At 47.6% G+C, this 13,814-nt stretch carries 13 protein-coding genes and 1 pseudogene; 8 read left to right on the forward strand and 6 right to left on the reverse strand.

From position 1 onward, the window contains the following. The first annotated feature begins 280 nt into the window (after positions 1-280). Together HF894_RS01755 and HF894_RS01760 are read left to right on the forward strand one after the other, a co-directional pair. Positions 281-2,545 (forward strand): cation:proton antiporter, encoded by a 2,265-nt coding sequence (locus HF894_RS01755; protein ID WP_204970868.1) that lies wholly within the window; start codon positions 281-283, stop codon positions 2,543-2,545. Between the two features lie 42 nt (positions 2,546-2,587). Then, the gene (locus HF894_RS01760) at positions 2,588-3,013 is read left to right on the forward strand and encodes an HIT family protein (protein ID WP_021846218.1); all 426 of its coding nucleotides are present in this window, start codon (positions 2,588-2,590) and stop codon (positions 3,011-3,013) included. Positions 3,014-3,081: 68 nt separating this feature from the next. Here the strand turns inward: HF894_RS01760 and HF894_RS01765 are convergent, their stop codons facing one another. From HF894_RS01765 to HF894_RS01780, 5 genes and pseudogenes are all read right to left on the reverse strand, one after another. After that, on the reverse strand, positions 3,082-4,068 hold the full coding sequence (locus HF894_RS01765; RefSeq protein WP_021846216.1) for a Gfo/Idh/MocA family protein: 987 nt from the start codon (positions 4,066-4,068) through the stop codon (positions 3,082-3,084). Positions 4,069-4,401: 333 nt separating this feature from the next. Next, a pseudogene (locus HF894_RS15265) lies at positions 4,402-4,539 on the reverse strand (S4 domain-containing protein); the annotation flags it as partial. After that, complete coding sequence (gene pth, locus HF894_RS01770; protein ID WP_075318978.1) at positions 4,536-5,099, reverse strand: aminoacyl-tRNA hydrolase; 564 nt, start codon at positions 5,097-5,099, stop codon at positions 4,536-4,538. The gene pth and the pseudogene HF894_RS15265, both read right to left, overlap by 4 nt. Before the next feature lie 237 nt (positions 5,100-5,336). Further along, the gene (locus HF894_RS01775) at positions 5,337-5,927 is read right to left on the reverse strand and encodes a 50S ribosomal protein L25/general stress protein Ctc (protein WP_021846213.1); all 591 of its coding nucleotides are present in this window, start codon (positions 5,925-5,927) and stop codon (positions 5,337-5,339) included. 140 nt (positions 5,928-6,067) lie between these two features. Next, positions 6,068-6,487: a PUR family DNA/RNA-binding protein gene (locus HF894_RS01780; RefSeq protein WP_204970206.1), complete on the reverse strand. Its 420-nt coding sequence runs from the start codon at positions 6,485-6,487 to the stop codon at positions 6,068-6,070. Between the two features lie 257 nt (positions 6,488-6,744). On the opposite strand from HF894_RS01780, the gene nusB reads away from it, so the two are divergent. The 5 genes from nusB to HF894_RS01805 all read left to right on the forward strand — a co-directional run bounded on the left by nusB (position 6,745) and on the right by HF894_RS01805 (position 10,182). Further along, positions 6,745-7,671: a transcription antitermination factor NusB gene (gene nusB, locus HF894_RS01785; protein WP_204970870.1), complete on the forward strand. Its 927-nt coding sequence runs from the start codon at positions 6,745-6,747 to the stop codon at positions 7,669-7,671. Between the two features lie 45 nt (positions 7,672-7,716). Next, complete coding sequence (gene yajC / locus HF894_RS01790; RefSeq protein WP_075317412.1) at positions 7,717-8,049, forward strand: preprotein translocase subunit YajC; 333 nt, start codon at positions 7,717-7,719, stop codon at positions 8,047-8,049. A 12-nt stretch (positions 8,050-8,061) separates the two neighbouring features. Further along, positions 8,062-9,078, forward strand: coding sequence for a CdaR family protein (locus HF894_RS01795; protein WP_204970871.1), 1,017 nt, complete (start codon positions 8,062-8,064; stop codon positions 9,076-9,078). Continuing rightward, entirely contained in the window at positions 9,068-9,676 is a 609-nt protein-coding gene (gene coaE / locus HF894_RS01800) for a dephospho-CoA kinase (RefSeq protein ID WP_204970872.1), read from the forward strand. The genes HF894_RS01795 and coaE overlap by 11 nt, the downstream gene beginning before the upstream one ends. Positions 9,677-9,750: 74 nt before the next feature. After that, positions 9,751-10,182 (forward strand): DUF5606 family protein, encoded by a 432-nt coding sequence (locus HF894_RS01805; protein ID WP_021846207.1) that lies wholly within the window; start codon positions 9,751-9,753, stop codon positions 10,180-10,182. A 194-nt stretch (positions 10,183-10,376) separates the two neighbouring features. Here the strand turns inward: HF894_RS01805 and clpB are convergent, their stop codons facing one another. Then, positions 10,377-12,971 (reverse strand): ATP-dependent chaperone ClpB, encoded by a 2,595-nt coding sequence (gene clpB, locus HF894_RS01810; RefSeq protein WP_204970204.1) that lies wholly within the window; start codon positions 12,969-12,971, stop codon positions 10,377-10,379. Positions 12,972-13,177: 206 nt separating this feature from the next. Between clpB and HF894_RS01815 the strand changes: the two genes are divergently transcribed. Then, a complete protein-coding gene (locus tag HF894_RS01815) occupies positions 13,178-13,795 on the forward strand; it encodes an L-selectin (RefSeq protein WP_204970873.1) in 618 nt (205 codons plus the stop codon). The last annotated feature ends 19 nt before the right edge of the window (positions 13,796-13,814 follow it).

Genomic DNA, 13,814 nt, shown 5'->3' on the forward strand with positions numbered 1-13,814 from the left:
GGCTCGTAAGCCCTGCCCCGCGTGCGTTTCTGCCCGTCCGAGGGCTCGTAAACCCTGCCCCGCGTGCGTTTCTGCCCGTCCGAGGGCTCGTAAAGCCCGCCCCGCGTACGTTTCTGCCCGTCCGAGGGCTAAGATCTGTCCTCTCTGTCGCTCGTTTTTGAAAAATTTTCATTCTTCATGGGCTTCATTCAAAACCGTTCTTATTTTTTTTGTCAAATATAGTCTTCTTTCTTCATTTCTTTCGTACTTTTGTCAGCAGAAACGGAAAAACGGAGGAATTATGTCACATTTACCTACCCTGATAAGCGACCTGGCCCTCATCCTGGTGTGTGCGGGCCTGATGACGCTACTTTTCAAGAAACTCAAGCAGCCGCTGGTGTTGGGCTACGTGGTGGCAGGCTTCCTGGCCAGTCCGCACATGCCTTATACGCCTTCGGTAATGGATACGGCCAACATCCAGACGTGGGCCGATTTGGGAGTTGTTTTCCTGCTCTTTGCCTTGGGACTGGATTTCAGCCTGAAGAAAATTGCCAAGGTGGGCGGAGCGGCCATCATTGCGGCGTGTACCATTATCTTCTGTATGATTCTGTTAGGGATGGCCGTGGGGTCGGGTTTCGGCTGGAAGCGGATGGACTGTCTGTTTCTGGGCGGTATGATTGCCATGTCGTCCACGACTATCATTTATAAAGCGTTCGACGACTTGGGGTTGCGGAAGAAACAGTTTGCTGGCCTGGTGCTGAGCGTGCTTATTCTGGAAGATATCCTGGCTATCGTGCTGATGGTGGTACTCTCAACGATGGCGGCGAGCCACAATTTCGAAGGGGCGGAAATGATGGAGAGCATCCTGAAGCTGATGTTCTTCCTGGTACTTTGGTTTGTAGTGGGCATTTACCTGATACCTGGGCTGTTAAAGCGCTGCCGTCGGCTGATGAGCGATGAGACGTTGCTCATTGTGGCGCTGGGTTTATGCTTTGCGATGGTGGTGATAGCGTCCAAGACAGGCTTTTCGCCAGCATTTGGTGCTTTCATTATGGGGTCTATCCTGGCAGAGACGGCCGAGGCGGAGTCGATCGAACGGCTGGTGGCTCCGGTGAAAGACCTGTTTGGTGCAGTGTTCTTCGTATCGGTGGGCATGATGGTCGATCCGGCGATGATAGTGGAATATGCCGTTCCCATCTTGGTCATCACCCTGGCGGTTATTGGCGGTCAGGCGGTGTTTGGTACACTGGGCGTGCTGCTCTCCGGTCAGCCGCTGAAGACGGCGATGCAATGTGGTTTCAGTTTGACACAGATTGGTGAATTTGCGTTCATCATTGCCTCGCTGGGCGTTTCGTTGGGTGTGACGAGTAATTTCCTCTATCCCATTGTCGTGGCGGTATCGGTCATCACAACCTTCCTCACCCCCTACATGATCCGTGTGGCGGGGCCGGCTTCAACGTTTGTAGACAGCCATCTGCCGGCAAAGTGGCGTGCCTGGCTGGAACGTTATGCTACAGCGGGTTCGCCAACGATGAACCACGAAAGTCTGTGGAAGAAGCTCATCGTGGCGCTGGTGCGCATTACGGTGGTCTACTCGGTGGTGAGTATCGCTGTTGTGGCGTTAGCATTTCGGCTGTTGGTGCCGTTGCTGCGCGAGGCGTTGCCAGGCATTTGGGGGCAACTGGCTTCGGCGGTTATTATCATCCTGTGTCTTGCACCTTTCCTGCGTGCCATTATGATTAAGAAAAACCATTCGGTAGAGTTTACCACCCTGTGGAAAGAGAGTCGGGCCAATCGGGCACCGCTGGTAGCAACCGTTGTGTTGCGCATTTTGGTGGCAGCAGGGTTTGTGATCTTCGTGATCGGCGGATTGTTCAAGATGTCTGTTGGATTGGTATTGGGTGTGGCAGTGCTATTGTTGGTACTGATGATTATGTCGCGTCAGCTGAAGCGCCAGTCTATTCTTATCGAACGTACATTTTTCCAGAATCTGCGTTATCGCGACATGCGGGCGGAATATCTTGGCGAGAAGAAACCCGAATATGCCGGACGCCTCTTGTCGCGCGACTTGCACTTGGCCGACTACGTACTACCCTCTGAGGCACGTTGGGCCGGGCGGACGTTGGGCGAGCTGAATTTCGGCAGTAAGTATGGAGTTCACGTGGTGTCTGTATTACGCGGGCGTCGACGATTTAATATTCCTGGGGCAAGCTTGCGTCTGTTTCCTCAGGACAAACTGCAAGTAATCGGTACCGACGAAGACCTGGCCGTCTTTAGTCGCGATATGGAGCAGGCTTCCGCTCTCGAAACCGACGTGGTGGAGAAGAGCGAGATGATTCTGCGTCAGTTCAGTGTGGATGCCGGTTCGCCTTTCTTGGGCAAGACGCTGCGCGAGGCAGGTATCCGTGAGAAGTATCGCTGTCTTATTGCTGGTGTAGATCGTGGCGACGGCACTTTGCATGCTCCTGTTCCGGCCGAACCTTTCTTGGAGGGTGATGTGGTGTGGATTGTGGGCGAGAGCAACGATGTACGCCGCTTGGTAAAATCAGAGGAAAAAGAAGAATAATTATTTAACAAAAAGATAGTAAATCCTTAAAACGAGAAAGAAATGAAAAGCGATCCGAAAGAATGTCTGTATTGTCAGAACAACGAAACATTGCATAACTTGATGATTGAATTTGCCCAACTGGGTGTATCTCGTGCTTTCCTCTTCAAAGAGCAGACCTATCGCGGTCGTTGTCTTGTGGCCTATAAAGATCACGTGAACGATTTGAACGAGCTGTCTGACGACGAACGTAATGCTTTCATGGCCGACGTGGTCCGTGTGACCCGCGCTATGCAAAAGGTGTTCAATCCCGAAAAAATTAATTATGGTGCCTATTCCGACAAGCTGTCGCACCTGCATTTCCATTTGGCACCGAAATATGTAGACGGCCCTGATTACGGTGGTACATTCCAGATGAACCCTGGTAAGGTTTATCTTTCTGATGCCGAGTATCAGGAGATGATCGAGGCGCTGAAAGCAGCACTTTGAGAATGGAAAATGTAAAATTGAGAATGGAGAATTAAATTATTAATATACATCTCCATTCTCGATTTTTATTAAATTTTTCCCAGTATCTTGTCCATCACCCAGTTTGTCAGCGTGGCACTTTCGCCGTCGCAGGTGCAAACCGATTTTCCCAACAAGTGGTCTACGACCGCCTGGATGAGCGGTTGCTGAACGTAGAGTGGATTAGCGATGGGAATTTCCTCGCGGCCCTTTTCGGTATGCAAGGCTATTGGATCGTAGGTGAAGACGGAAAAGCAGATCATACCTTTATCGCCGATGATTTCGATACGGTCCTCGCGGGCGGAGTCGTCGGCTACGAAACACCATGAACCGCTGCCGACCAGTCCGTTGTCGAATTGAAAGCAGGCACTGATGGTATCTTCTGCCTGATAAAGTCCCCCGCGGTTGCTCTTGTAGCCGCTGGCTTCCAGAATACAGCCGAAGATTTCCTGCAGTAGGTCGATCTGATGGGGAGCCAAGTCATAGAAGTATCCGCCTCCTGCTATGTCGGGTTGTACACGCCAAGGCAGGTTTTCGCGATTGTAATCCAAATTGCGTGGTGGTTGGGCAAAGCGTATTTGGATATTGATGACGTTGCCGATGGCACCTTCCTCGACAAGCGATTTTACTTTCTGAAAGTAGGGTAGATAGCGGCGGTAATAGGCTACAAAGCAGGGAACGCCCGTTTCTTGCGAGATGCGGTTGATGCGGCAGCACTCTTCGTAAGTGACGGCCATCGGTTTTTCGATATAGACCGGCTTGCCTGCCTTCATGGCCATGATGGCATATGTGGCATGAGAAGAAGGGGGAGTGGCGATGTAGACGGCATTTACGTCTTCATCGTCTATCAGCTCTTGGGCGTCGTCATACCATTTGGGAATGTTGCGCTCCTTGGCGTATGTCTTGGCTTTGGCACCATTGCGACTCATGACAGCCACAACTTCGGAGCCTTCTATTTTCTGGAAAGCGGGGCCGCTCTTGTATTTGGTCACTTCTCCGCAACCGATGAAACCCCATCTGATCTTTTCTCTTTTCATTGTGCAAGACGTTTTTTGATCTATTACAATTACAGTTGTATATTCATCGTCGTCTTCGTCGTCGAAGTCAAAGTCGAAATCGAAGTCGTCCATGAATTCGGGTGTAGTGAATTCTTCGAGGCTGCGGCGATCCTTCTTTGTAGGACGTCCTGTACCCTTGGCGCGGTTCACGAAACCACTGACACGACTCATTTCCAACAATTCGTACTGGTCGGGTGTAGTGACGTTTTCCATCATTTCGGCCACGAGCTTGGCGCCCACACGTTTTTCAATGGCCTGAAGTACTTTGAACGAGTAGGTGATGGGAGGCTTGCGTACCTGTACTATGTCGCCTGGCTTCACCATGCGGGCAGCTTTGGCTTGTGCACCGTTGATGCTGATACGACCTTTCTTGCAGGCTTCAGCGGCGATGGTGCGTGTCTTGAAGATACGCACGGCCCACATCCATTTGTCTATTCTGGCTTCACTCATTTCTTGTTGAATTGGTTCATGGTTATGTCGATTCCTGCCAGGCAGAAGCTTTTCACGATTTCGCCCGCGGTTTTCAGTCGTTCGGGCATGGTCTTCCAGTCCTCGTCCGAGAAGTGCCCCAGCACGTAGTCCACTTGTCCGCCGCGAGGAAAGTCGTTACCGATGCCGAAGCGCAGGCGGGCGTAGTTCTGCGTGCCCAGTGTGGCGGCAATGTGCTTCAGGCCATTGTGGCCCGCGTCGCTTCCTTTTCCTTTCAGGCGCAGGGTACCGAAGGGCAAGGCAAGATCATCTACGACGATGAGCGTATTTTCCAACGGAATGTTTTCTTTCTGCATCCAGTAGCGTACGGCGTTTCCACTGAGGTTCATGTAGGTTGACGGCTTGAGCAGCAATAGCTGGCGTCCTTTGACCGACAGGGTAGTGGTGAAGCCGTAACGGCCGTCCTTAAAGGTGGCACCTGCTTCCTGAGCCAATGCGTCTACCACCATGAAGCCTATGTTGTGGCGGGTTTCGTGATATTCGGGGCCTATGTTTCCAAGGCCTACAATCAGGTATTTCATTTTGTTCTCAAATTTGTAGGGAAAGGGAAAAGCATTGCTTTCCTTGGCGTATTCCATCGTTTTCCTTCGAACATCCCATCGTTTTCCTTGGAGGAACTCTATGGCGTGTCCGGCTGATAAAAAAAGGACGCGGATTATCGCAGCTTTCCGCGGATTGTGTAAACCAAACCTGCGTCTCTGCGTTAATCCGCGTCTTTCTTGTTTCGTTTATCCTTATCTCAGAAAGGAACGTTCCGATTAGTTGTTTGCGGCAGCGGCAGCACCTCTTGCAGCACGTGTCAGCTTAACGGCGCAAACGACAGCTTCTTTGGCGTTCATCAGTTCCAGACCTTCGTAGTTCAGTTCGCCAACCTTAACAGTCTTACCCAGACCCAGGTGAGAAACGTTTACTACCAGTCTTTCAGGGATAACGTTGTAGAGGGCTTTTACTTTCAGCTTACGCATCTGCAGAGCCAGCTTACCACCGGCCTTTACACCTTCTGCCAAACCTTCGAGCTGTACGGGTACTTCCATTACGATAGGTTTAGTTTCGTCGATCTGATAGAAGTCAACGTGCAGGATGGTATCCTTTACAGGGTGGAACTGGATGTCCTTCATGATGGCGTTGTACTTCTTGCCGTCGATTACGAGGTCTACTACATAGATGTGCGGAGTGTAAACCAGGTTGCGCAGGCCGTCTGCAGGTACAGTGAAGTGGATGTTTTCGCCACCACCATAGAGTACGCAGGGTACACCGTTGTTTTTACGAATGGCCTTCAAGGCTCTTGTCTGTTCCGAAGAACGCTCTGCAATGGTTCTTGCAGTTCCTTTTACTTCAATTGATTTCATTTGAATTAATTTTTTGTGTTACTCTAAATTAAGTAGTTGTTTTTGCTTAATTCACCATCACACGATGCGGCCTGGCCGCACATGCTGTAAAAAAGCGGTGCAAAAGTACTGCTTCTTTTTGAATAATCAAAGGGTTGTGCTTAAAAATCGATGTCAATCTTGATTTCGCCTTCTGCCAAGGCTGCTGTATCGTTGCCGGCCGTTTCCTGTTGAGCGCTTGTGCTTTGAGGGTCGTCGGCTTCTTTTTTATTTTCATTTTTGGGTGTGCAGGCGCCTTGTTGTTCCTGAATGAAACTGATGGATTGCTTCAAACCGTTCATGAACTTCTCGAAGTCTTCCTGATAGAGGAATATTTTATGCTTTTCGAAGCTCACTTGTGATTCTTCGCCTTCACCACTGATGATTTTTTTGCTTTCTGTAATGGCAAGGAACATTTCGTCTTTTCTGTTTTTCTTTACATCCAAATAATAGATGCGTTTGCCGGCCTTGATGGCTTGGGAATATAAGATTTCCTTGTCACTGCTCTCTCCACCGTTTTTCTTTTTCCACTCTTCTTCCATAACTAGTCAGTAAATAGTAATAGGTCGTTAATACTGTTTTAATCTCGATATTTTCGTGCGTTGGGTCCCGTCGTTTATAGAGCTGACGGAGCCGAGCGACTTGTATCGGGGCTCAAAATTGACGATTTTTTTTCAACTGTCAAAAGAAAATGGCTGGATTATCAACTTCTGCAATAAAAAAACTGATTTATTTATGCCAAGTCATTAAAAATGCCTACTTTTGTCCCCTGTTAAACAAACCTATTTATATAAGATATATGATTAACAGAGTTCTTATTCGTCTTAAGATTATACAGATTGTATATGCTTATTATCAGAACGGCAGCAAGAATTTAGACTCGGCGGAGAAAGAATTGTTCTTCAGCCTTTCCAAGGCTTATGACTTGTACAATTATCTGCTGATGCTGATGATGGCTTTGACGAACTATGCACAAAAACGTATTTCGGCTGCGAAAGCCAAGTTGGCACCTACGCCAGAGGAATTGTATCCTAACACTAAGTTTGTGGAAAACAAGTTTATCGCCCAGTTGGAGGTGAATAAACAGCTATTGGATTTCATGTCCACTCAGAAACGCTCGTGGGACAACGACGAGGATTTCGTGAAGAGCCTTTACGAAAAAATCATTGCTTCGGACATATATAAGGAATATATGGCATCCGACGACCGTTCTTATGAAGCCGACCGCGAGCTGTGGCGGAAGCTTTATAAGACTTTTATCTTCAATAACGAAGCATTGGATTCCTTGCTCGAAGATCAGAGCCTCTATTGGAATGACGACAAGGAAATTGTAGACACTTTTGTGCTGAAGACCATCAAGCGCTTTGATGAAAAGAACGGGGCTAATCAGGAATTGTTGCCCGAGTTCAAGGACGACGAAGATCGCGAATTTGCGCGTCGCCTTTTCCGTCGCACCATTCTCAACTGTGACTACTATCGCCATCTTATCAGCGAAAATATCCGTAACTGGGATTTGGACCGCGTGGCTTTCATGGATGTCATTATCATGCAGTGCGCCTTGGCCGAGATTTTGAGCTTCCCTAACATTCCTATCAGTGTGTCATTGAACGAATATGTCGACATTGCCAAGTTGTACAGCACAGCGAAGAGTGGTAGCTTTGTGAACGGAACGCTGGACGGAATTGTTAATCAATTGAAAAAAGATGGAAAGCTGTCGAAAAACTGATATCTTTGCTTTCCAAACTTATAAAAAAACAAACGGAAAAATCTTATGAATTTAATGACAGTATTTCTTTTGCAGGCTCCAGTTACAGGACCTGATGCCAGCTGGACATGGATCATGCTGATTGCCATGTTCGTTATCATGTATTTCTTTATGATTCGTCCGCAGAACAAAAAGCAGAAGGAAATCGCCAATTTCCGCAAATCGCTTCAGGTGAACCAGAAGGTTATCACAGCCGGAGGTATCCATGGTGTGATTAAGGAAATCAATGATAATGATGTAGTGCTGGAAATCGCTTCGAACGTAAAAATCCGTATCGACAAGAATTCAATCTTCGCTGCCGCAGCTGATGCCAACAACAGCCAGGCTGCCAATAAATAAAAAACGATACTTATGTTCGAACAGAGGAACATAAAGCGCTTATTTTTGAAGACGAAGAAACAGACAAAGGACTTCCTGCTCAGTGCGAAGAGCCGGGAGTTCTTTGTTTTTTTGTGTTTCTTTTTCATTGCGGCAGGCTTTTGGTTACTTCAGACGCTGAACAACGATTATGAGACAGAGTTTTCTATCCCAGTTCGGCTGAGAAATGTCCCTGAAAATGTGGTTATTACTTCTGAGCCAGTGTCTGAAGTCAGGGTAAGGGTACGTGATAAGGGTACAGTGTTGCTCAACTATATGCTTGGCAAAAATTTTTATCCAGTAATCCTTGATTTCAAGAACTATATTAACATGGGAAACCATGTCCAAGTGCAGACCTCACAGGTGCAAAAATGGATAACAGGCCAGCTGAACGCTTCTACCGCATTGCTTTCTATGAAGCCTGATACGTTGGAGTACTACTATTCTACGGGTGTGTCCAAGATGATACCAGTCAAGTTGTGTGGCAACGTGAGTGCAGGCGAACAATATTATTTGCCCGATACGCTTTTTACGCCAGATTCAGTTCGAGTTTATGCTCCTTCGGATGCTTTAGATACGATGAAAGTCGCTTATACTTTACCTTTGAATCTGGATAATATTACCGATACTTTGGAACGTGAAGTTACTTTGTCGGCCCCGAAGGGTGCAAAATATATTCCAGCTTCTGTAAAACTGACATTGCCAGTCGATATGTATACGGAGAAAACAGTAGAAGTACCCCTACGAGGTGTTAATTTCCCTGCCGACAAAGTGTTACGAGCTTTCCCGTCGAAGATAAAGATCTCTTTTCAGGTAGGAATGGGGCGCTTTCGTCAAATTACAGCTGACGATTTTCATTTGGTCGTTTCTTATGAAGAGCTGGTTCACTTGGGTAGCGAAAAGTATACAGTTAAGTTAAGGACTTTGCCTGAAGGAGTCAGTCATGTGCGTTTCAACCCCGAACAAGTTGATTTCTTGATAGAGCAAATACCGGCAGATTATGGCTATTAGGATAGGGTTAACAGGAGGAATTGGTAGTGGCAAGAGTGTTGTGTCGCGTTTGTTGGAAGTGATGGGTATTCCCGTCTACATTTCTGATATCGAAACTCGTCGGCTGATGGTTGCGGATGAAAGTATCCGTCGTGGTCTGACGTCATTGTTGGGAGAAAATGTATACATCGGGGAAAATCTGAACAAACCTTTGTTGGCTTCTTATTTGTTTGGCAGTGCGGAACATGCAGCTCAAGTAAATGCAATTGTACATCCGCGGGTCAAGGATGATTTTCGTCTTTGGTGCTCTGCCCGTTCTATATGTCCTTGGGTAGGTATAGAATCAGCTATACTTTTGGAAGCAGGGTTTCGGGGTGAAGTCGATAAAGTAGTTATGGTTTATGCCCCTTTGGAAGTCCGTATTCAGCGGGCCGTCAGTCGTGATGCATCGTCACGCGAACTGATAGAGCAACGTATCCGCCGTCAGATGGATGACGAAGAAAAACGCAGGATGGCTGATTATGTCATCGTAAATGATGGTAATTCTCCTCTGATTCCTCAGGTTTTGGCTCTGATTTCTTCGCTATCTAAAAATATTGATTACCTTTGCGAGCGCTAATGCAGACGGACTTTCCGAAGCAATATAGTGGTATTTTTTATTTGTCTAATATTAAAAATTGAATAGAACAGATTATGTTGAAGACTATTTTGTCCATTTCTGGCAAACCTGGATTGTATAAACTTGTTTCGAGAGGCAAGAATATGTTGATTGTTGAATCGATTGCTGATAAAAAACGCTTTCCGGCATATGGCAATGAGAAAATTATCTCTTTAGGTGATATTGCCATGTATACGGATGCTGAAGATATACCTTTGCGTCAAGTTTTTGCTTCGATGAAAGAGAAGGAAAACGGTGCTTTGGTCACATTGAATCTGAAGAAAGCTTCTGCTGATGAACTTGGTGCATATTTGGCTGAAGTACTTCCTAATTATGACCGTGATCGTGTTCATGTATCAGATATCAAGAAGTTGATTTCTTGGTATAATTTGTTAGTAAACGCAGGTTTGACTGATTTTGAAGAGAAGCAGGTTGAAGAAGAAACTGAAACAGAAGTTGCTGAATAATTAATTGGCAAAGAAAAGTAATAATAAAGGCTGAATCGATGTGGAGATGATTCCAATTCGATTCAGCCTTTAATTTGAGGTCTTCTATTTAATAGCCTGTTAAATGCTCATTTAATCGCCTATTAAATGGTCGCTTAATAACCTATTAAATGCCCACTTAATAGTCTATTAAATAATTAAGTGGACATTTATGGTCAATTTTTGAATACAAGTCCGTCCTTGGCGGCATTTACGTCTATGATGATAGGGCGGTTGCGGTCCACTTCCTGTGCCAGCAACTTCTTAGAGAGGTCGTTGAGCAGGTAGTGTTGGATGGCACGCTTGACTGGACGGGCGCCAAACTCTGGATCGAAGCCAGCTTGCGCCAGGAAGTTGATAGCAGCATCGGTCAGTTGCAGTGTCACTCCGTTGCCTTCCAGCATGCGGCGTACACTGTTGATCTGCAGCGTTACGATCTGACGGATCTCAGGCTCGGTCAGCGGCAGGAACATGATGGTTTCGTCAATACGGTTGAGGAACTCGGGCCGTATGGTCTTCTTCAGCATGTTCATCACTTCGCGCTTGGTCTCTTCGACAATCTGCTCCTTGTTGCTGCCGTTCAGTTTCTCCATCTGGCTCTGGATATACGAGCTTCCCATGTTGGAGGTCATGATGATGATGGTGTTCTTGAAGTTCACCGTCCGGCCTTTGTTGTCGGTCAGACGTCCGTCATCGAGTACCTGCAACAGGATGTTGAATACATCAGGATGAGCCTTTTCGATTTCATCGAACAAGACTACGGAGTAGGGTTTCCGCCTTACGGCTTCGGTCAGCTGCCCGCCTTCATCGTAGCCGACGTATCCGGGAGGCGCTCCGACGAGTCGGGACACGCTATGCTTCTCCTGATATTCGCTCATGTCGATACGGGTCATCATTGTCTCATCATCGAACAGGAATTCGGCCAAAGCCTTGGCTAATTCGGTCTTACCGACACCCGTCGTACCCAGGAAGAGGAAAGAGCCGATAGGCCGTTTGGGGTCCTGCAGACCGGCACGGCTGCGACGCACGGCGTCGGATACAGCTTCGATGGCCTCGTCCTGACCGATAACACGCTTGTGGAGCTCTTCTTCCAGGTGGAGGAGTTTCTCCTTCTCGCTTTGCAGCATCTTGCTGACGGGGATACCCGTCCAGCGCGATACGACGTCGGCGATGTCTTCGGCATCGACTTCTTCCTTAATCATGGCGTTGTCGCCCTGCATTTGATGCAGCTTTTGCTGGGTCTCTTCGATTTCCTTGTTCAAGGCCTGTAGCTTGCCGTAACGGATTTCGGCTACTTTGCCGTAGTCGCCTTCGCGTTCGGCCTTCTCGGCTTCGAATTTCAGGTTCTCTATCTCGACCTTGTTCTGCTGTATCTTGTTGACCAGTGTCTTTTCGCTCTGCCACTTGGCTTTGTAGGAGCTTTCCTGTTCCTTGAGTTCGGCCAGTTCCTTACCAATCTGTTCCAGCTTGGCTTTATCGTCCTCGCGCTTGATGGCCTCGCGTTCGATTTCTAGCTGCTTGATCTTACGTGAGATTTCGTCCAGCTCTTCAGGCACAGAGTCTACTTCCATACGCAGCTTGGCAGCGGCCTCATCCATCAGGTCGATGGCCTTGTCGGGGAGGAAACGGTCAGTGATGTACCGGTTGCTCAACTCCACGGCGGCGATAATGGCATCGTCTTTGATACGAACGTGATGATGGTTTTCGTAACGTTCCTTTAATCCACGCAGGATGGAGATGGTACTCAGCGTATCAGGCTCGTTTACCATGACGGTTTGGAAACGACGCTCTAGTGCTTTGTCCTTTTCGAAATATTTCTGGTATTCATCGAGCGTTGTAGCACCGATGCTACGTACTTCGCCACGGGCCAGCGCCGGTTTCAGGATGTTTGCGGCATCCATGGCACCTTCACCCTTACCGGCACCTACCAGGGTATGGATTTCGTCGATGAAGAGGATGATGTTGCCTTCGGACTGTTTTACCTCGTTGATGACGGCCTTCAGACGTTCCTCGAACTCACCTTTGTATTTGGCTCCGGCTACCAGGGCACCCATGTCGAGCGAATACAATTGTTTGTTTTTCAGGTTCTCCGGCACATCACCACGAAGGATTCGCTGTGCCAATCCTTCGACGATGGCGGTCTTACCGGTACCTGGTTCGCCGATCAGGATAGGATTGTTTTTGGTACGACGGCTCAATATCTGCAGAACCCGACGGATTTCTTCGTCACGGCCGATGACTGGATCGAGCTTGCCGTTTCGGGCGGCATCTATCAGGTTGATGGCATACTTTTCCAGTGATTGATAGGTATCTTCGCTCGATTGTGAAGTGACCTTTGATCCCTGACGCAGTTCATTGATGGCTGTACGCAGTTCTTTTTCGCTCATACCAGCATCTTTCAGGATACTCGATGCAGTACTCTTGACAGTTAACAGGGCCAGCAAAATGGGTTCCAGGGAAACGAACTCGTCGTTTAGTTCCTTGGAATAGTCCATGGCTTTCTGCAACACTTCGTTGGTTTCACGGCTTAGGTAAGGTTCCCCGCCCGATACCTTGGGCAGTGACTCTATCTGCTTGTCGAGAACCAGCTCTATCTGCTGGACGTTCATGCCTAGTTTCTGGAAGATGAAGTTAGTGACATTCTCACCCACTTTCATGACTCCTTGCAGCAGGTGTACCGGCTCGATGGCCTGTTGTCCCCGGCGTTGTACTAGGTTCACGGCCTCCTGTACGGCTTCTTGCGCTTTGATTGTGAAGTTGTTAAAATTCATATTGTTTCTCCTTTCTTTAGTCTTGGTTAGGTTTGGCATCGATTGATTTGCAAAACTCTTGCCATTTGTATTGTGTGGACAAAATGTCTTAGAATTGGTAATTCTATATGACAAAATGTCATTCGTTCAGCCTTTATGTCTTGTTTCTCCTTTATTTGTGTTATCTTTGCACATTTCACAGGTGATAACTGACATGAATTAAGAATATGAATAGAACTGCGAATTTGAAACTTTCGGAACGTGTGATATTGATAGACGTGTCGTTTTTAAACCAGACGGTCGAGATGGTGCGTGAAGTGATGTCTGCTCGTCTAGGGCGTCCTTTGCCTATGTTTGACTTGGTAGCTTGGTTGGATTGTCTGCTGCTAGATGCGGGTATCCGTGATTTTTCTTCGGCAGAGGTGCAGGTTTTGTTAGTTCAAGGAGCGGATGGGGATGCATTGAGTGTCTGTACCCCTTCTCTTTTATCTGACTTGGATGGCAAGGCTTGTCGCACAGGGTTGGCTGAATATGTTTTTGGGGTAGTTCCTACTGAAAATCTGGCGACGGCCGAGGCGTTATATCACGATCTGGTGACTCTTGTATTGAACAATGTTTCCGTAAAGCAAGCATTATTGGTACCTGCCACGACCATCGACGAGGAAAAAATGAATGAGGTGACGGGTGAAATTCTTCGGGAAAGGAGAAAGAATGCGAAGGAGCAGGAAGTGCAGGTGGTGTGGTTCCGCATGGAGGAGCTTACTTTGCCATCAGTTTGCCAGTGGTGTCCGGTGGTTCCTTCTTTGGCTTATGTACTGGGAATTCGGGAGGAGGAATTGAATTGAGATTGTTCTAAGAAAAAGA

The organism is Caecibacteroides pullorum, from assembly GCF_019239235.1.
GTDB lineage: Bacteria > Bacteroidota > Bacteroidia > Bacteroidales > Bacteroidaceae > Bacteroides > Bacteroides pullorum.

Bases quoted from the DNA above. Each gene is read 5' to 3' on its own strand.
- nusB (WP_204970870.1), top strand. From the start codon at position 6,745: ATGATTAACAGAGTTCTTATTCGTCTTAAGATTATACAGATTGTATAT.
- coaE (WP_204970872.1), top strand. From the start codon at position 9,068: ATGGCTATTAGGATAGGGTTAACAGGAGGAATTGGTAGTGGCAAGAGT.
- HF894_RS01805 (WP_021846207.1), top strand. From the start codon at position 9,751: ATGTTGAAGACTATTTTGTCCATTTCTGGCAAACCTGGATTGTATAAA.
- yajC (WP_075317412.1), top strand. From the start codon at position 7,717: ATGAATTTAATGACAGTATTTCTTTTGCAGGCTCCAGTTACAGGACCT.
- HF894_RS01755 (WP_204970868.1), top strand. From the start codon at position 281: ATGTCACATTTACCTACCCTGATAAGCGACCTGGCCCTCATCCTGGTG.
- pth (WP_075318978.1), bottom strand. From the start codon at position 5,099: ATGAAATACCTGATTGTAGGCCTTGGAAACATAGGCCCCGAATATCAC.
- HF894_RS01795 (WP_204970871.1), top strand. From the start codon at position 8,062: ATGTTCGAACAGAGGAACATAAAGCGCTTATTTTTGAAGACGAAGAAA.
- HF894_RS01815 (WP_204970873.1), top strand. From the start codon at position 13,178: ATGAATAGAACTGCGAATTTGAAACTTTCGGAACGTGTGATATTGATA.
- HF894_RS01765 (WP_021846216.1), bottom strand. From the start codon at position 4,068: ATGAAAAGAGAAAAGATCAGATGGGGTTTCATCGGTTGCGGAGAAGTG.
- HF894_RS01780 (WP_204970206.1), bottom strand. From the start codon at position 6,487: ATGGAAGAAGAGTGGAAAAAGAAAAACGGTGGAGAGAGCAGTGACAAG.
- HF894_RS01775 (WP_021846213.1), bottom strand. From the start codon at position 5,927: ATGAAATCAATTGAAGTAAAAGGAACTGCAAGAACCATTGCAGAGCGT.
- HF894_RS01760 (WP_021846218.1), top strand. From the start codon at position 2,588: ATGAAAAGCGATCCGAAAGAATGTCTGTATTGTCAGAACAACGAAACA.
- clpB (WP_204970204.1), bottom strand. From the start codon at position 12,971: ATGAATTTTAACAACTTCACAATCAAAGCGCAAGAAGCCGTACAGGAG.